At 55.1% G+C, this 18,104-nt stretch carries 18 protein-coding genes; 7 read left to right on the forward strand and 11 right to left on the reverse strand.

Translation table 11 applies throughout. From position 1 onward, the window contains the following. Positions 1-75: 75 nt before the first annotated feature. The 3 genes from ybiJ to mcbA form a co-directional block, all read right to left on the reverse strand. Entirely contained in the window at positions 76-336 is a 261-nt protein-coding gene (ybiJ, locus tag ACOTX2_RS17220; RefSeq protein ID WP_003858474.1) for a DUF1471 family protein YbiJ, read from the reverse strand. 285 nt (positions 337-621) lie between these two features. Continuing rightward, a complete protein-coding gene (locus ACOTX2_RS17225; protein WP_022647518.1) occupies positions 622-888 on the reverse strand; it encodes a DksA/TraR family C4-type zinc finger protein in 267 nt (88 codons plus the stop codon). Between the two features lie 118 nt (positions 889-1,006). Next, complete coding sequence (gene mcbA / locus ACOTX2_RS17230) at positions 1,007-1,270, reverse strand: DUF1471 family periplasmic protein McbA (RefSeq protein WP_063148402.1); 264 nt, start codon at positions 1,268-1,270, stop codon at positions 1,007-1,009. Positions 1,271-1,512: 242 nt separating this feature from the next. Between mcbA and rlmF the strand changes: the two genes are divergently transcribed. Further along, positions 1,513-2,424 (forward strand): 23S rRNA (adenine(1618)-N(6))-methyltransferase RlmF, encoded by a 912-nt coding sequence (rlmF, locus tag ACOTX2_RS17235; protein ID WP_063148404.1) that lies wholly within the window; start codon positions 1,513-1,515, stop codon positions 2,422-2,424. Between the two features lie 43 nt (positions 2,425-2,467). On the opposite strand, the gene ybiO is transcribed toward rlmF, so the two are convergent. From ybiO to rhtA, 6 genes are all read right to left on the reverse strand, one after another. Then, positions 2,468-4,678, reverse strand: a complete 2,211-nt coding sequence (gene ybiO / locus ACOTX2_RS17240) for a mechanosensitive channel protein (protein ID WP_022647521.1) — start codon at positions 4,676-4,678, stop codon at positions 2,468-2,470. A gap of 120 nt (positions 4,679-4,798) precedes the next feature. Continuing rightward, positions 4,799-5,521 carry a glutamine ABC transporter ATP-binding protein GlnQ gene (glnQ, locus tag ACOTX2_RS17245; protein WP_022647522.1) on the reverse strand — a complete coding sequence of 241 codons (723 nt, stop codon included), beginning with the start codon at positions 5,519-5,521 and terminating at the stop codon, positions 4,799-4,801. Continuing rightward, positions 5,518-6,177 carry a glutamine ABC transporter permease GlnP gene (glnP, locus tag ACOTX2_RS17250; protein ID WP_010428919.1) on the reverse strand — a complete coding sequence of 220 codons (660 nt, stop codon included), beginning with the start codon at positions 6,175-6,177 and terminating at the stop codon, positions 5,518-5,520. The genes glnQ and glnP overlap by 4 nt, the downstream gene beginning before the upstream one ends. Before the next feature lie 93 nt (positions 6,178-6,270). Next, the gene (glnH, locus tag ACOTX2_RS17255; protein ID WP_058646135.1) at positions 6,271-7,014 is read right to left on the reverse strand and encodes a glutamine ABC transporter substrate-binding protein GlnH; all 744 of its coding nucleotides are present in this window, start codon (positions 7,012-7,014) and stop codon (positions 6,271-6,273) included. Between the two features lie 361 nt (positions 7,015-7,375). Continuing rightward, positions 7,376-7,879 (reverse strand): DNA starvation/stationary phase protection protein Dps, encoded by a 504-nt coding sequence (dps, locus tag ACOTX2_RS17260; protein ID WP_000100801.1) that lies wholly within the window; start codon positions 7,877-7,879, stop codon positions 7,376-7,378. Positions 7,880-8,177: 298 nt separating this feature from the next. Next, positions 8,178-9,065, reverse strand: coding sequence for a threonine/homoserine exporter RhtA (gene rhtA, locus ACOTX2_RS17265; protein WP_023305742.1), 888 nt, complete (start codon positions 9,063-9,065; stop codon positions 8,178-8,180). 356 nt (positions 9,066-9,421) lie between these two features. Here rhtA and ompX point away from each other — a divergent pair, with 356 nt between their 5' ends. After that, positions 9,422-9,940: an outer membrane protein OmpX gene (ompX, locus tag ACOTX2_RS17270; protein ID WP_003858450.1), complete on the forward strand. Its 519-nt coding sequence runs from the start codon at positions 9,422-9,424 to the stop codon at positions 9,938-9,940. A gap of 116 nt (positions 9,941-10,056) precedes the next feature. Here the strand turns inward: ompX and ACOTX2_RS17275 are convergent, their stop codons facing one another. Together ACOTX2_RS17275 and mntS are read right to left on the reverse strand one after the other, a co-directional pair. Continuing rightward, the gene (locus tag ACOTX2_RS17275; RefSeq protein ID WP_063148405.1) at positions 10,057-11,640 is read right to left on the reverse strand and encodes a phosphoethanolamine transferase; all 1,584 of its coding nucleotides are present in this window, start codon (positions 11,638-11,640) and stop codon (positions 10,057-10,059) included. Between the two features lie 268 nt (positions 11,641-11,908). Further along, positions 11,909-12,037 (reverse strand): manganase accumulation protein MntS, encoded by a 129-nt coding sequence (gene mntS / locus ACOTX2_RS17280; protein WP_022647525.1) that lies wholly within the window; start codon positions 12,035-12,037, stop codon positions 11,909-11,911. 182 nt (positions 12,038-12,219) lie between these two features. Here mntS and mntR point away from each other — a divergent pair, with 182 nt between their 5' ends. From mntR to ACOTX2_RS17305, 5 genes are all read left to right on the forward strand, one after another. Further along, positions 12,220-12,693 (forward strand): manganese-binding transcriptional regulator MntR, encoded by a 474-nt coding sequence (mntR, locus tag ACOTX2_RS17285; protein WP_022647526.1) that lies wholly within the window; start codon positions 12,220-12,222, stop codon positions 12,691-12,693. Next, positions 12,690-13,799, forward strand: a complete 1,110-nt coding sequence (locus tag ACOTX2_RS17290) for an anion transporter (RefSeq protein WP_045308536.1) — start codon at positions 12,690-12,692, stop codon at positions 13,797-13,799. Before mntR ends, ACOTX2_RS17290 begins: the two co-directional genes overlap by 4 nt. Positions 13,800-13,900: 101 nt before the next feature. After that, complete coding sequence (locus ACOTX2_RS17295) at positions 13,901-14,995, forward strand: HlyD family secretion protein (RefSeq protein ID WP_022647528.1); 1,095 nt, start codon at positions 13,901-13,903, stop codon at positions 14,993-14,995. Beyond that, entirely contained in the window at positions 14,992-16,563 is a 1,572-nt protein-coding gene (locus ACOTX2_RS17300; protein WP_063148406.1) for a DHA2 family efflux MFS transporter permease subunit, read from the forward strand. Before ACOTX2_RS17295 ends, ACOTX2_RS17300 begins: the two co-directional genes overlap by 4 nt. Beyond that, positions 16,563-18,086 (forward strand): efflux transporter outer membrane subunit, encoded by a 1,524-nt coding sequence (locus ACOTX2_RS17305; protein ID WP_023299652.1) that lies wholly within the window; start codon positions 16,563-16,565, stop codon positions 18,084-18,086. The genes ACOTX2_RS17300 and ACOTX2_RS17305 overlap by 1 nt, the downstream gene beginning before the upstream one ends. The last annotated feature ends 18 nt before the right edge of the window (positions 18,087-18,104 follow it).

The raw sequence follows: 18,104 nt of genomic DNA on the forward strand, positions 1-18,104 counted from the left end.
TAACAACAACAGGGTCAATGAGGGTTGGAGCATCTCACCAGAGGGTATGGCGAGGGTGGAGCATAATTTGTTCGATTATTTGTAGATAACCGCAGTACCGCTCAGTTTGTTATTACCGTTAGTGGAAGTGATGGTGTATCCACTTGCGCCCGCGGCGGCAGCTTTTTCAGCCAGTTTTGCTTCCAGACCGTCCAGCGTGGTCGCGCCTTCAGCACTCACCACACCGATTTTGTTCAGATCCTGTGCCTGAGTAGAGGAGACTGGCTCTACAGCGAAAGCGCCGAAAGACAGAGCGGACAGGGCAACAGCGGCAACAGCATATTTGATGGTTTTCATAGGTCAATTCTCGCAGGTTATTCTGTAAAGGGGACGATGTTCCGTCGATGTGATAAGTATCACGCTTTTTAGCGGAAGATAAAATCGAAGAGAATTGACGTGGTTGGTCAAAAAAATTGAATGACAAATAACTTATTGATTATTAATAAAATCAGAAGCGCAATTGACACTTCTTGCGGATACGCTTTACAGACACAATCAGAAGGGCACGTTTTGCTACGCGCTTCGCTGAAAGTCGTGAGCGTAAAGTAAACTGTTGGTGCGGTTAACTACGGTAAAGGAAAGTCAACGTAACTGGCTGTCTTTCGATCCTCTACGATTATATCCTGAATGTGAAGCATTTTTTGAATCTTTCTCCTGCTGACAGGTGATGCAAAGCCGCACCCCGGGAATGGCTTTACGTCGTGCCTCAGGAATGGGATCCCCGCACTCTTCGCATTCCGTCAAACTTTCGCCGCGCGGAATTTCACCGCGAGCACGCGCAACCGCATCTTCAATGGTACTGTTGATCTGTTCGTTAACGGCGTCGTCATTCGCCCAGCCGGAAGCCATGATGTTCTCCTGAAAGGATCAAGTCATGCATTTTAATATGGGGTGAAAAAACGCACAGTCAAGGCGCTGGCAGAGAGAACTGCATCTGCCGGACAGATGCAGTTTGGAAGGCGGTAAGTTATTTATAGATAGTCGCTGTACCGTACATATGGTTATCGCCACCGGCGGCGTTCACCAAGAAGCCTTTAGCGCCTTCCTGACGAGCTTTTTCGGCCAGCTTGTCCTGAAGGTCATCTAGGTTGCTTGCCCGGCTGACAGAGACCGTCCCGGCCGCGCGTAGCTGGCTGGTGTCGGTACTGTCGGTCAGAGGTTGAACGGACAAGGCAGAGAACGATGCGCCTGCCAGCGCACCCGCAATAATAAAGGTCAGATACTTTTTCATAATCACATCCTCAGGGGAAACAACAGGTGATTCCTGTTAAGTTTAGAAGCCTGATGCGTGTGATTTAGCGCAAAAATTTGATGATGATCTGCTTATTTTTTGAACGATAAATTCTGACAATTTGTTGACAGATCATAGACATACAGGTCGCTGAATTTTGTCGTTTTTTTGTGCGACTCAGACAGATATTTACCCCCGCGCCGTCACAGGGTATCTTACGCGGCTGTTTAAAGGAGAATGCCATGACTTCCCACAAGCCGGGATTGCACCCGCGTAACCGCCACCGTAGCCGCTATGATATGAAAGCCCTGTGTCTGAGCTGCCCTGAATTGCAGGGTTTTATCGTTCAGACACCAGCCGGTGAACCGTCGGTAAACTTTGCCGATCCGCTGGCGGTTAAAACGCTGAACAAAGCGCTGCTGGCCCATTTTTATGGTGTGACGCACTGGGACATCCCTGATGGCTTTCTCTGCCCGCCGGTCCCGGGCCGTGCGGATTACGTCCATCATCTTGCCGATCTGCTGGCGGATGACCACGATGGCGTAGTGCCGAAACAGGCTACCGTCCTTGATATCGGTACGGGCGCGAACCTGATCTACCCCCTGATAGGCGCACATGAGTACCAGTGGCGATTTACCGGCAGCGAGATCGGTGATGAGGCCTTCGCCAGCGCGAAGGCCATTATCAACGCTAACCCGGGGTTAAGCCGGGCCATACGTCTGCGTCGTCAGAAGGATGCCGCTGCTATTTTCACCGGAATAATTCATAAGAACGAACAATATGATGCCACCCTGTGCAACCCGCCATTCCACGACTCCGCCGCGTCCGCGCGTGCGGGAAGTGAACGCAAGCGGCGTAACCTGGGCCAGGCCGAAGATGGCGCGCTGAATTTTGGCGGCCAGCAGCAGGAGCTGTGGTGCGAGGGCGGGGAAGTGGCCTTTATTCTGCGCATGATTGCCGAGAGTAAAGGCTTCGGTCGTCAGGTGAAATGGTTTACCACGCTGGTCTCTCGTGGCGATAACCTGCCGCCGCTTTACCGCGCGCTGACCGAAGCCGGCGCGGTGAAGGTGGTCAAAAAAGAGATGGCGCAGGGTCAGAAGCAGAGCCGCTTTATTGCCTGGTCCTTTATGGACGATAACAAACGTCGCAAATAATCGTTTCTCGGGCCGGGTAAGGCGAAGCCGCCACCCGGCTCGGTTACAGCGTCGGCTCCTGTGGAGGGAGCGGCGAAGCGGGCGGCGACAATACCTGATACGTCTGCACCGGCGCTCTCACGTTCGCCAGATCGAAGTGTTTTTTCACCATGCTGTCGAGAGCAAAGCGCACCGTCCACTGTTTCAGCGGCTGGGTGGTGAACGACACGCGCAGGGTAAAGGCTGTGTTTGTCAGCCCGACGATGCCCGCAAACGACGGCTCACCAATTACCAGCCCGCGAATATCCTCCATCTCCATCAGTTCGCTCACCGCATCCCGCAGCGCCTGTTTCGCCTTATCTGCATCTTCGTGACGATCGACATCATAATTCGCCACCACCGAACCAATGCCGCGCACAAAGTTGGCAAAGGTGGTGATCGATGACCACGGAATAATGTGGTACGCCCCGGTATCCTGACGTACGCCGACGGAGCGAATGGACATCCTCTCCACCGTGCCGGTGAGCGGTCCGATGGTCACCAGATCCCCGGTGTTCATCCCGTTCTCAAACTGGATAAAAATGCCGGTGATAATATCCTTCACCAGCGTCTGCGAACCAAAGGAGATCGCCAGTCCCAGGGCACCGGCACCCGCCAGCAGTGGGGCGATATTTACGCCGATTTCCGACAACACAATCATGATGGTAATGGTGCTAATGATCACCGCCAGCGCGTTGCGGAACAGCGTCAGCAGTGTGCGGGCGCGGGCGCTTGGCAGGGGCCTGCCGTGGACATCCGACACCAGACGGTTTTCGATAAGGCTTGCCAGCAGCGTCCAGCCGACGGCGGAGAAGAACAGGATCAGCGCGATACGAATAAGAATATCGACGGTCTTTTCTCCCGCACCGTTATGCAGCCAGTTCCAGAAATCAAACAGTCCCCACGCATTCAGCAGCAGCATAATTGCCACGCAGACCGTCAAAATACGCGCCACCTTCAGCGACACCGATGTCCAGCCATTTACCCGTTTTTGCAGCTCGGGGTAATTACGCTGAACCTGCGGCGACAGGGTGATCGTCTTCGACAGCCAGCGGGAGAGCAGGCCAGAAACAAAGGCCGCGATGCCGATAATCGCCAGGCTTTTGAACGTCGCCCCCATCATAAATTTCAGGCTGTTGCCCGGATCGAACAGCGAGAAGAAACACAGCACAATAAAATAGGCGCTGGCCAGCCAGTGCCACACCAGCGCAAAGGCGCGAATAAAGAGGCTGAAAAAGGAGAGGGAGCGATCGGCCAGGTGAAGCAGACTGTCGGTGATCGCTTTTTTATTGTGGAAGATGAGGTACAGCGCCCAGACGGTAATACAGAGCATGATCAGCACGTTCGCCAGGGCCCCGAACTGCACGTTAACCTGGTTGGAAATAATCGGGACGGCGACCAGCAGGCCATAGCCGATCAACCCGCTCAGCACGCTGAGCCGAACCGCCCAGTATTTGGCGCTCCGATCCGAAATGGCGAACGGGCGAAGTTCCGGCACGCGCGGACAGAATATTAACCGCAGGAGCGCCTTAAAGAACTCGATCAGGGCAAAGGCGTTCAGGAACAGCCCCTGCTGAAAGGCAATGGTTTTGTTCCCGGTATTAAGACGGTCGGCCAGCATCTGGCCGACAAACAGCGTCAGCGCCAGCAGCAGCAAATCGATGATAAAGGCCCCGGTAATCATTGCCGGAAGATGCAGCCAGCTGCTTTTATGCTGATTCTTTTTACGTCCCCAGTGGCCCATCTTCCGGTAAAGCGGCCAGACAGACAGGCGCAACAGCCAGTAAAAAATGAATACCGCGGCGGCCAGAATAGAAAACTGGGTCGCGGCTGCAGAAAAAGTGTGGGGATTAAAAGGCTTATGCGAGGTGCCAACAAGGTTGCGATAGAGCTGGGCAAAACGCGACGACAGGGCTTCCCCGTAGCGGCGACTGATATCGGTGACGTTTTCCAGTACCGTCTTTTCGTCTTCGACTTCCGGCGGCGCGATAGTCGGAACCGGATCCTGAGGCGGTGTGGCGGCCACTTTCCTCAACTGATCGATAAGCTCCTGCCGGGACGTGTCGTTCTCAAGCACGTCGGCAAGTGCGCTGTAAGCGGCTTTTTTCTTTTCAGCGTCGGGTTCTGGCGGCGCATTTTGCTGGGTGGCGGTGGCTCCGGTGGTGACGCCGGGAATGGTGACAGCAAGTGATGGCGCGCTAAACAGGGTAAACAGTAGCAACAGGATCCACGGCACGGCGTCCTCCGACAAAAATATCGTGCAAAATGATAAGTATAGAGCGCGCGGAGCGGAGGGGAGTTTTTGGGAACAATCCGGCATAAAAAAGCCGGGCATGCCCGGCTCTGTGTATGGCTATCAGGAGACGTGTTGCAGGAACTCCTGGAGGCGCTGGCTCGGTGGGTTCGCAATCAGCGCCTGCGGATTACCGTCTTCCGCGATGCGGCCCTTATCAATGAAGATCAGACGGGACGCCACTTTTTCGGCAAAGCCGATTTCGTGGGTAACGATCACCATCGTCATGCCTTCTTCTGCCAGATCCTGCATCACTTTCAACACCTCGTGACGCAGCTCCGGGTCGAGTGCGGACGTTGGCTCATCAAACAGCATCATCTTTGGCTTCACCGCCAGCGCACGGGCAATGGCCACGCGCTGCTGCTGGCCACCGGACAGCTCGGAAGGATAGTGGTGGGCACGCTCCGCCAGACCCACTTTCGCCAGCAGATCTTTTGCCAGCGTTTCTGCCGCCGCTTTGCTGGCCCCACGCACGCGCAAAGGACCAAACATCACGTTTTCCAGCGCCGTCAGGTGCGGGAACAGGTAGAACTGCTGGAACACCATGCCCGCTTCCTGGCGGATCAGGCGCTCGTCCACTTTCGGATCGTTCACCTTCAGACCATCAACGATCAAATCGCCGCTGGTGATCTCCTCGAGCTTGTTAATGCAGCGCAGCAGGGTGGATTTTCCGGAACCCGACGGCCCGATGATCACCACCACTTCACCCTGCCTGATGTTCAAATCGATATTGTGCAGCACCTGGGTTGGACCAAAGTGCTTGGAAACATTTTTAAATTCAATCACAGGATTTTCATCCTTCTTTCAAGACGACGCAGAACAAAGCTCAGGACAAGCGTGATAATCAGGTAGACAACAGCGACCGCACTCCAGATTTCCAGGGCGCGGAAGTTACCCGCGATGATCTCCTGGCCCTGACGGGTCAGCTCGGCCACGCCGATAACAATAAACAGCGAGGTGTCTTTAATGCTGATGATCCACTGGTTGCCCAGCGGCGGCAGCATGCGGCGCAGCGCCAGCGGCAGGATCACGTGACGGATCGTTTCGCGACGGGAAAGACCTAACGCCAGACCGGCTTCGCTGAAGCCTTTATGAATCGACAGCACCGCACCGCGGGTGATTTCCGCAATGTAGGCGCCGGAGTTGATCATAATGGTGACGACAGCTGCGCTGAACGGGTCAATGCGCAGATCGTTGAAGGCCATCGGCAGGGCGAAGTAGATAAACATGACCTGCACCACAATGGGGGTGCCGCGGATCACTTCGATGAAAACCAGCGCGATGTGGTTTGCAATCCAGCCGCCGTAGGTGCGGGCGAAACCGGCCACCAGACCGATAATTAACCCGCCAACCAGACCGAGGACCGAAATCCACAAGGTCATTTTAGCGCCTTCAAGCAAGAGAGGAATGGCAGGCCAGATGGCGCTCCAGTCAAACTGCATGATGTATTCCTGTATACCGTGGTGAAAAACGAAAAACGTAGGCCCGGTAAGCGGTAGCGCCACCGGGCGTTACAAACCTGAAGTCAGGTGAAATTATTTAGGCTCGGTACCGAACCATTTTTTGTAGATTTCGTTATAGGTGCCGTTCTCTTTCAGGGTTTTCAGCGCGCCGTTAACTTTATTACGCAGGTCGTCGCTGCCTTTCGGGAACGCAATACCGTACTGCTGAGCTTCCAGAGAATCACCTACCGCTTTGAACTTGCCGTTACCGGCGGTTTTGATGAAGTAAAGGATGTTAGGCGTGTCGTGCAGCACCGCGTCTGCGCGGTTGGTGCCCAGTTCCATGTAAGCGTTGTCGATGTTCGGGAACTGACGCAGGTCTTTGGTTTTGATATTGGCTTTCGCGTAATCAACGGAACCGGTGCCGCTCTTCACGGCGACCACTTTACCCTCGAGATCTTTCACGCTTTTCACGTCGTTGTTATCCGCTTTCACCATCACCAGCAGGCCGCTTTTGTAGTAGCCATCAGAGAAATCGATAGCTTTTTTACGCTCTTCGGTAATGGTGATGCCCGCCAGCGCCAGGTCAACGTTTTTGGTTTGCAGTGCCGGGATAATACCGCTGAAATCCATTGGCTTCAGGGTGTAATCCAGTTTGAGTTCTTTTGCAACAGCGGCCCACAGATCAACGTCAAAACCAACGTATTTATCACCCTGTTTGAATTCAAACGGTACGAACGCCGTGTCAGTCGCCACAACCAGTTTGTCGGCAGCCTGCGAGGACACCGCAAACGCCAGGGTAAGTGCAGCCAGTGAAACTTTTAATACAGACTTCATAGCATTTCCTTTTATATCCACGGGGCGATCCCCTGCGAGAACCTCAGGCACAATGAAAAAATCGTGCCAGTTTTACAAGCTGTTGTTTTGCAAAGGGGATAATGTCACGCATTGCACAAAAAGCGTGGCAATTCTGTCAGGTTGCACCAGAATGGAGCACCGTTTTGGTGCGCTTCGTTAAGGTCTTCTGACAGGGGGATATTTAGCGCAGAATCTGACGAAAAAACAATCTTCCGTTAACGGTTGTGTGAGGTGATTATTACATTTTATTCACTTTTGCGGCCGTTGCGGACAAAGGTGTGCACCATAAATGTGCAAAACCCCCGCCAGGGGCGAGGGTTATTCAGACAATCCGCAGGGATTATTCGATGTTTGACTCAATGAACCACAGGAACTGATCCAGGTCGCGTGACGCGGCAGTGAAGATATCAGCGGTGTCTTCATCTTTTGCTTCGCCAATCGCTTTACGAACATCGTTCGCGACAATCGCATAACGGTCTGCCAGCTCTTTCAGGTGATCCTGAACGGTATGGATATCCAGCGGATAGCTTTTCAGTGGCGTTTTGCTGTTGATCACCTGCGTGGTACCCAGAGCCACACCGCCCAGCTGTACGGCGCGTTCGGCCATGGTATCCAGATGAGTCACCAGTGCTGTGCGGAAGCCATCCAGCATTTCATGAACGGCAATAAAGTTTGCACCGCGCATATTCCAGTGGGCCTGTTTGGTGATCAGCGAAAGATCGATGAACTGGACCACCTGGCGATTCAGCAGCTCAATGGTCGCTTTTTTATCGCTATCCGATACATCGTTACGGGTATAAAGCAGATTAGACGCTTTCGTTTTCACCAGTTTAGCGGTACTCATAATCTCATATCCTCTTGATGTTTGTGTCCCAGGTAATTACGGGATTAAGTATAGCACCGGATTTTTTCTCTGCGGTTTGGCGCTGCCTATCGGTTTAATAGCGAAAGGATGGTTGAACTTTTAACTTAATGATTTTAAAGTTTTTTATATAAATTGATGCAGATCAATCTTAATTCGTTAAGTGACAAGGCGGGCAGGTGAAATATTTTGGCAATATAAGAGAGTTTGTAAGAAATTATTTGAAGGGCTGACGAGACCTATATTCTGCATGGCCGGTAAGCCATGCAGAATTTAAGGGCTAGTTGAGGTCAATCTTATGTACTTTTGGTTCCGGGCGCATGGTCAATGTAGAGCCCATTGACGCCGCGATAATGGAACAGAGCGCAAGCGTCTGCACCAGTGTCAGGGTTTCGCCGAGGAACATCATTCCAGAGATGGCAGCCAGCGCGGGCTCCATGCTCATGAGCGTACCAAAAATACGCGTAGGCAGACGCGTCAGGGCTATCATCTCCAGAGAGTAGGGCAGCGCCGTGGAAAGAATGGCGACCGCCAGCCCAACCGGCAGGATTGACCACTGCCATATTGAGTCCGTTGCTTGTGCCATGCCGATCGGGACAAAGATAACCGCGGCAATCAGCGAGCCTAAGGCGACCGTCGCGGGGCCGTGCTCTTCGCCCGCACGCTGGCCAGTGAGAATATACACCGCCCAGCACGCCCCTGCGCCCAGCGCCAGAGCGGCCCCTGTCAAATCGATTTGTGAAACGCTTTGGCCGAGCGGCAGCAGGAACCATAGCCCCAGCACGGCCAGTATGACCCAGATAAAGTCTACCGGGCGACGAGAAGAAAAGAGGGCAACCGCCAGCGGGCCGGTAAATTCAAGCGCGACCGCGATCCCCAGCGGGATAGTCTGAATAGAGAGGTAGAACATGTAGTTCATCCCTCCCAGCGCCAGCCCATAAAAAAGCAGAGGCAGTCGCTGCTCCTTTTTAAACCGTAGCCGCCAGGGTTTAAAGACAACCACGAGGATCAGGGTGCCTAATGCGATACGCAGCGCCGTGACGCCGGGCGCACCAATCAGCGGAAACAGCGATTTTGCCAGCGACGCGCCGCTTTGTATGGACATCATCGCGATAAGTATGACTGCCACCGGCATCCAGACCGACGATTTACGAGGTAAACCTGGCATCCTTTCTCCTGTCAATTTTTGTCAAAAGAGGTAAAAGTCGCAGTGTAATGGAAATAACCTGCAACGGTTGAGCTACTGTTGAAAAAAAAATCCAGGGAAAATCCGTAAAATGAGAAAACGTTGCTGATTTTATCGCCTGAAAGATTAGGAATAATCTGGATGAACTAAATGGCGATGACGCGCACTATTAGCATTTACAGGTGAAAATCTGGAGTTATTTGAACGAGATAGCTGGTGCTGGAAATGTTCTGTTACAGGAAAGGTCGCATTAGACATCGTGAATGACAAAGAGTTTCACAGATTTTTTTGATATATTTAAAACTTACGGACTTACTTGAAGCACATTTGAGGTGGTTATGAAAAAAATTGCATGTCTTTCAGCACTGGCAGCTGTTCTGGCTGTTTCCGCAGGTACCGCTGTAGCGGCAACTTCAACTGTAACTGGTGGTTACGCTCAGAGCGATATGCAGGGCGTGATGAACAAAACCAACGGTTTCAACCTGAAGTACCGTTACGAGCAAGACAACAACCCGCTGGGTGTGATCGGTTCTTTCACTTACACCGAGAAAGATCGTACTGAAAATGGCTCTTACAATAAAGGTCAGTACTACGGCATCACCGCGGGTCCTGCTTACCGCCTGAATGACTGGGCAAGCATCTACGGTGTTGTAGGTGTTGGCTACGGTAAATTCCAGCAGACCGAAAACCAGGGTCTGAACCGTACTGCAAGCAACAGCGACTACGGTTTCTCCTATGGCGCAGGTATGCAGTTCAACCCAATCGAAAACGTTGCTCTGGACTTCTCCTATGAGCAGAGCCGTATCCGCAACGTTGACGTTGGCACCTGGATCGCGGGCGTAGGTTACCGCTTCTAATCACTTCGGTGAGCCAGTAAAAAATCCGCCCAATGTGGCGGATTTTTTTTGTTTGTACCCTCTCCCCGTGGGAGAGGGCCAGGGTGAGGGCATCAGCCTGCACGAGACGACAGAGATCACTTACTCTTAATATCGAAAATATCCGTCCCCAGATGGTTATAGTCAACTTTCTGTAACCTGAAGTTGGTAATGTAAACTGGCGGGCCCTTCTTCCCGGAGATAAACGGGTAATCATTTTTTATCTCTTTCGCCTTAATCCCCGTCCACTGTGAGAAGAATTTCAGGAAATCGTTCGCGGAACGGCGCGCTTTGATGATGCGATGCGTTTTGTCATCACTCGACAGCACCATAAACGGTACCTGGAAGTTCTGCTGAAACTTGTCATCGTGGGCCAGATACTGCACCTCTTTACCGCGCTCCTTAAACGCCAGACCGTGGTCAGAGAAATAGACCATCGAGAAGCTATCGCCGCTGTTGCGCAGCTGCGCGTACAGCTTGCTGAGCAGATCGTCGGTTTGCGTCATGGTGTACAGATAACACGAGGTCTCTTTGGATTGCACAAACTCCGCATATTTTCCCCCGGTACGATCGCATGCCTGCGGGTGTGACCCCATCAGGTGCAGGACGATCAGCTGCGGCTGGGTGCGCTGAGTGGCAAAGACCTGCGCGGTCATTTTTAGCAACGCTTCATCTTTTGTGTTTTTATCGGCTTCGAAATCACCGCTTTTCAGGAACTGTACCTCGTCGGCACGCTTCGCGATGCTGGCAATGGCGGTATCATACTCGCCGATCTGCCCCTGGTTGGAGAACCACCACGTCTGAAAACCTGCCCGGTTGGCCAGGGTGACAAAATTATCCTGAAACTGCGGTTTTCCATCCACGACACGGTTGAGCGTCAGACCGAGAGATTTCTGCGTCGAACCGCTGGCCGCCACGTAATCGGTAAACAGCGTACCGTTGACGGAGCTGGCAAACGGCGTGTTATCCCAGTGACCGCCAAACGCGCCGAGCGCATCGCGACGCGCGCTTTCACCGATCACCACCACATAGGTGTGATACTTCGGTTTCACCGCCAGCACGTTCCAGGTATCTTTCATGGTGGAAAGCTCGGCCATACGCGCCTGCTCGTCGAGCACTTCCTCGTTATTCACTACCACGTCTTTAACGAAGCGAAACACCGGATACCCGGTATCTTTAAGCTTAAACACGCCGCCCCAGGCCAGATTTTGTACCGGCGCAACAAAAAACGTCACTACGCTAAAGGCCAGGCACAGGCTTTCAATTTTACCCCATGTTTTTTTCCCGACCTGCTTACGGCGAACCGCAATCACGCCGAGGGCAAAAATGAAAAGGCCAACCACGTAGTTGTACCACGGAAAGATCGTCAGGATCTCTGTGGACTCTTCCATATTGGTGGAGTGGAGCGCCAGCAGAGTATTAAAGTTCGGCGCGCCATAGGCCTGGCCAAACGGGAAATAGGCGGCAGCAATCAGAGAACAGATCCCGATAAGCACTTTCTGCACGCGCGGTGCGCTTCGCCATAGCAGGTGAAGAATGCAGGTGAACCCGACGGCATAAAGCAGGCTAAAGGGGTAGCCAAGAGCAAAGTTAATCAACAGCGATTGCAAAAAATAAAATCCCGTCCACGGGCTTAGGGCCCGGCTGCGGGTAACAAGTGTATCAATCAGGGTTACGTTCATAGATCACTATCACGAAAACGCCATGTGCTCACCCTGGCGTCAAGGGTCAAAGCCTGCCGGACAGTGCGTGGAAAGGGAATGGAGGTCCGCTTCAGCGAGCCGCAAATTGTGCAGGGCTGCAAGAAGATAGTGCGAGCGTGAATCAAGGTCAACAGTTGCTAAACAGATGTTTTGCGAAGGGGGCTGCAAATCCGCAAAAATAATCAGGAAAAAGCGAGTTTACAACGAAAGTGTGACAGGAAAATGAAGCGGCGTGCCGCGACGCCGCTTAGTGAGAAGATTTGTCGTCCTGATGCGGTTTGGCGTTAAACATATCGCACAGCATGTTCAACAGCATTAGACGCACTTTAAAAGGAGAGTGGGTAAACACGTTCATACACCTCTTGAATTCATTCATAAGACCTCCTGATTCATGATCCCTTCGATCCGTGAAGGGTGACTGCATTACATACAGATATAGCACAGGCTATATTGTATAGCTATGGCTAATTCGTTAATTTTTTGTGCTTGTAGAGCTATGGTTTACAATGTGCGCTCCGTTACAGGGCGCTGGAAGCGTCAACCCATTGAGGAAGCACAATGAACCGTCGCGCAGGTAAGCCAACAACAAAAAAAACGACGCAACTGGTGAACGTTGAAGAACATGTGGAAGGCTTCCGCCAGGTGCGTGAGGCGCACCGCCGGGAGCTGATTGATGATTATGTCGAACTGATCTCCGATCTGATTCGTGAAGTTGGAGAAGCGCGCCAGGTGGATATGGCCGCACGCCTGGGGGTGTCGCAGCCAACCGTTGCCAAAATGTTAAAACGTCTGGCGTCGGTCGGGCTGATCGAGATGATCCCCTGGCGCGGGGTGTTTCTCACCGCTGAAGGCGAAAAGCTGGCGCAGGAGAGCCGCGAGCGCCATCAGATCGTCGAGAATTTTTTACTGGTGCTGGGCGTCAGCCCGGAAATTGCCCGTCGGGATGCCGAAGGTATGGAACACCACGTCAGCGAAGAGACGCTGGTGAAGTTCCGCGAATTTACGCTCAAATATGGCCCCGCCGCTGAATGAACATCCCCGGCTTGCAGGCCCTGAAACGCGATCGTTTTTTCCATCTTTTACTTATCACTGGCGTTGGGCTCAGCGTCTTTGTGCCCTTCACGCCGCACACCTGGCCGGCGGCCATAGACTGGCGCACCATTATTACCCTGAGCGGTTTGATGATGCTCACCAAAGGCGTAGAGCTGAGCGGCTATTTTGACGTGCTGGGGCGCAAAATGGTGCGCCGCTTCGCCACCGAGCGCAAACTGGCTCTGTTCATGGTCTTTTCGGCGGCGCTGCTGTCGACGTTCCTCACTAATGACGTAGCGCTGTTTATCGTGGTGCCGCTTACGCTCACGCTGCGTAAGCTGTGCGAAATACCGGTTACCCGTCTGATTATCTTTGAAGCGCTGGCAGTCAATGCAGGCTCGCTGCTCACGCCGATCGGTAACCCGCAGAACATTCTGCTGTGGGGACGCTCCGGCCTGTCGTTTACCGCATTTACCTGGCAGATGGCGCCGCTGGCGCTGGCGATCGTGGCGACGCTGCTGGTGGTGGGCTGGTTTGCTTTCCCGAATAAATCGTTGCAGTACCACAGCGGTACCACCGGCCCCCAGTGGCAACCGCGTCTCGTCTGGAGCTGCCTGGGACTGTATATCGTTTTCATTACCGCGCTGGAGTTAAACCAGGCGCTGGCGGGCGCGCTGCTGGTGGCGTGTGGCTTCCTGTTCCTCGCCCGGCGGGTGCTGGTGAGTGTTGACTGGACGCTGCTGCTGGTGTTTATGGCGATGTTTATTGACGTGCATCTGCTGGTCCAGCTCCCGGTATTGCAGACCGTTCTTCATAGCGTCAGCGGTCTGTCGCAGCCGGGATTATGGCTGACGGCGATTGGTCTCTCGCAGGTGATCAGTAACGTGCCGTCTACCATTTTGCTGCTTAACTATGTTCCCCCAACGGTACTGCTGGCGTGGGCGGTCAACGTCGGCGGCTTTGGGCTGCTGCCCGGCTCGCTGGCCAACCTCATCGCCCTGCGGATGGCCAACGATCGCCGCATCTGGTGGCGCTTCCATTTATGGTCAATCCCGATGCTGCTCTGGTCTGCGGCGGTCGGTTTCGGACTATTCCTTCTCATATAGTGCGCAATTTGTCAGTTTTTCCTGGCAAATGTATAGCAACGTCCTAGCTTTAGTGAACGGCATAGTGTGATGCCGCTCACTGACAGGACCGTTGCTGAACTATGGCAGAAGATCAAAATCCACCTGCTGACGAGCAGGATCAAAACAATAACGAGCGCAAGCGCCCGGGCAAAAAACCGTTAATTATCCTTGGCATCGTGGTCATCGTGATGGTGATCGTGGCGCTGGTCTGGTGGTTTTTAACCCGTAACGAAGAGACCACCGACGACGCCTTCACCGACGGCGACGTAGTGACCATTGCCCCAAAAACGGCAGGCTACGTTACCGAACTTCGCGTGCGGGATAACCAGCGTGTAAAGAAAGGGGATGTGCTGGTGGTGATCGATCCGCGTGATACCACCGCCCAGCGTGATCAGGCTCAGGCCCAGCTTGGGCTGGCGGTTGCGCAGTTGCATCAGGCACAGGCGCAGCTGGCGCTCTCGAAGGTGCAATATCCCGCCCAGCGCGATGAAGCCAAAGCCCAGGTACTGAAAGCCCAGGCGGATATGGCCAACGCTCAGGCGGAGTACCGCCGTCAGCGCGGCGTTGACCCCCGCGCGACCACACAACAAAGCATCGATGCCGCGAACGCTCAACTGCGGAGTGCCCAGGCGGGTCTGGCCAGCGCGCAGGCGCAGCTGGAGGTGGCGGAGCAGGTCCAGCTGCAAATCCGCCAGCAGGAGACTAACGTCGAAGCCCGCGAACGGCAGGTCGATCAGGCCAGAGCGCAGCTGGAAACCGCCAACCTGAACCTCTCTTATACCGAAGTCCGCGCCCCGTTCGACGGTTTTGTCACCAAACGCAACGTCCAGCCTGGTACGCTGGTGCAGGCAGGCACGGCACTGTTCTCGCTGGTTTCCCCGAACGTGTGGGTGGTGGCGAACTTCAAGGAGTCGCAGCTTGAACGTATGAAGCCGGGCGACAAAGTGACCGTGTCCGTCGATGCCTGGCCGGATATGGCGCTCGAAGGCCATATTGACAGCATCCAGCAGGGCAGCGGCTCGCGCTTCTCCGCCTTCCCGTCGGAAAACGCCACCGGTAACTTTGTGAAGATCGTTCAGCGCGTGCCGGTGAAAATCGTCATTGATAAGGGGCTGGATCCGAACAAACCGCTGCCGCTGGGGCTGTCGGTTGAACCGAAGGTCACCGTGGAATGACGGACAGCAGCCACGAAAACTGGAAGCCCGCCAGTAACCCGTGGGCGGTGGCGATTGTGGTCACCCTGGCGGTGTTTATGGAAATTCTGGACACCACCATCGTCAACGTGGCGCTGCCCCACGTCGCGGGGTCGCTCTCGGCCAGCTATGACGAATCTACCTGGGTGCTCACCAGCTACCTGGTGGCGAACGGCATCGTGCTGCCGATCTCGGCCTTCCTGAGCCGGCTGTTTGGCCGCAAGCAGTTCTTCCTGATCTGCATTGTGATGTTCACCATCTGCTCGTTCCTGTGCGGCATCGCCACCGAGCTTTGGCAAATCATCCTGTTCCGTGTGATGCAGGGCTTTTTTGGCGGCGGGTTGCAGCCCACGCAGCAATCGGTGCTGCTCGATTACTTCAAGCCGGAGGACAGGGGCAAAGCCTTTGGCCTTTCATCCATTGCCATTATCGTCGCGCCGGTACTTGGCCCGACGCTGGGAGGCTGGATCACCGATAACTACTCCTGGCGCTGGGTGTTCTTTATCAATATTCCAGTAGGGATTGTGACGGTGCTGGCCATCTATCAGCTGCTGGAAGATCCGCCGTGGGAGAAAAAGTCGGAAGAGAAGCTCACCGTCGACTGGACGGGGATCGGCCTGATCGCTCTCGGACTTGGCTGTTTGCAGGTGATGCTCGACCGGGGCGAAGATGATGACTGGTTCTATTCGAACTTTATCCGCACCTTCGCGGTACTGACGCTGGTCGGCATTATCGGCGCGATCTGCTGGCTGATGTATGCCAAAAAGCCGGTGGTGGATCTGCACTGTATGAAGGATCGCAACTTTGCGATCTCCAGCCTGCTGATGGCGGGGATGGCGATGATCCTGTACGGCAGTTCGGTGGTTATTCCGCAACTGGCGCAGCAGGATTTGGGCTATACCGCCACCTGGTCCGGGCTGGTGCTCTCGCCCGGCGCGGTGCTGATTGTGCTGACTATTCCGCTGGTACTGAAGCTGATGCCGGTGGTGCAGACGCGCTGGATCATCGCCTTCGGCTTTACCTGCCTGGCGGTGTCGTTCTTCTGGTCCCGCACGCTGACGCCGGATATCGATTTCGAAACGCTGGTGCTGTTCCGCAGCGCCCAGTCGATTGGACTCGGGTTCCTGTTTGTGCCCCTCACCACCATCGCCTTTATCTCGATCCCGAGGCGGCTTAACGCCGACGCGGCGGCGCTGTTTACCATGTTCCGCAACGTGGCTGGCTCGATTGGGATTTCGCTCTCGACGGCGGCGATCACCGAGCGCTCACAGGCGCACAGCGCGCATTTGGCTTACCACGCTTCGCCGTTTAATGAGCAGTTCCAGCTGGCGATACGCGAAAGCGCCCAGGCGATCCAGAACTTCACCACTCAGGTGGGCGATCCGACCGGCATTGCCACCGGGCGGATGTACCAGACCATGATCGAGCAGTCGCGCTTTCTGGCCTACATCGACGTCTTCACCATTCTGAGCGCGGTGGCCTTCTTACTGATTCCGTTTTGTTTGTTGCTCTCGCCGGTTAAGAGCGAGGGGAGTGCAGGAGCACACTGATGATACACAGACGTTTACACCCCCTGATGATAATGACGCTGCTGGTGGGCTGCGCCGTCGGGCCGGACTACCAACAGCCTGCACCGCCCGCCACCACGCACTGGAACGATAAGGGCGACGGCGCGGTGAAATCACAAACGTCCTCCGCGGCAACTAACCCGCGCTGGTGGAAAACTTTCGGCTCGCCGCAGCTCGACAGCCTGATTGAACGCGCCATCGCCGGAAATCTGACGCTACAGCAAACGGTATTGCGCATTGCCGGCGCGCGCGAACAGATTAACCAGGCCGGCGGGGCATTTTTCCCGTCGGTGAATGGCAATGTGCAGGCGACGCGCCAGCAGCTTGGGCTGGAAGGGGAGCTGAAATCCCACGGCGTGTATGACCAGTTGAATAATGTCGATCCGCAGTTGCGAAGCGCGTTAGGCCCGCTGACGCAGCCGATTAACCTCTATCAGGGCAGCTTCGACGCTCAGTGGGAAATCGACCTGTGGGGCAAGGTGCGCCGTCAGGTAGAAGCGGCCGAGGCGCAGCAGCGGGCGGCGATCGAGCAGCGTAACGATGCGCTGGTCTCGCTGGAAGCCGAAGTGGCGCGGGCGTGGCTACAGCTGCGAGGGGCGCAGAGCATCATTGCCACGCTTAATACGCAAATTGAAAGCGCGCAGCAGACGCTGGATCTGACCGAAAGCCGCCAGCGGGGCGGGCTGTCACCGCAGATGGACGTAGAAAACGCCCGGGCGCAGTTGGGCAATCTTGAAGCCCAATTGCCGCAGTATCAGGCGCAGGAACGCCAGGCGATGAACGGGCTGGCCATCCTGCTCGGCAAACCGCCGGGGGCGCTGGATGCCGAATTACAATCCGTGCAGCCGATGCCAGCGTTGCCGGATATTGTGCAAACCGGCATTCCGTCAACGCTGGCGCGTCGTCGCCCGGACGTGCGCGAAGCCGAGGCGAACCTCCATGCCGCCACGGCGCAAATTGGCGTCTCGGTAGCCGAACTGTTCCCAAGCTTCACCCTCTCCGGGCAGTTTGGCCTGCGTAACAGCGAATCCGGCTGGCTGACCGACTGGAGCAGCCACTTTTACAGCTTCGGTCCGCAGGTCTCCATCCCCATCTTCCAGGGCGGTCGGCTGGTCTCCAGCGTCAAGGTGGCCCGCGCACAGCAAGGGGCGGCGGTGCTGGACTATCGTCAGACGGTGCTGACGGCGCTCGGTGACGTTGAAAACGCGCTGGTGAGCTATCGCACTGACCAGCAGCGTGAGGCGGGCCTGGCGAAAACCATCGACGCGCTGCAAAACGCTTTTGATCTCGCCAGCGACAGCTACCGGCAGGGGATCGCCAGTTTTATTGACGTGCTGGACGCCCAGCGTCAGCTCGCTCAGGCCGAACAGCAGCGGGCGCAGGCGCAGGTGCAGAGCGCGCTTGACCTGGTGGCGCTCTACAAAGCCCTCGGCGGCGGCTGGGAGCCGTATCAGCAGGTTCAGCTGCCAGACTACAGCGTCTTTGGCGATGCCCCGCGCGGATAGATTCAGAGGATTGGGCAA

The sequence above is a fragment of the Enterobacter cloacae complex sp. IR5412 genome, from assembly GCF_049237385.1.
In the GTDB taxonomy this organism is placed as follows: domain Bacteria; phylum Pseudomonadota; class Gammaproteobacteria; order Enterobacterales; family Enterobacteriaceae; genus Enterobacter; species Enterobacter intestinihominis.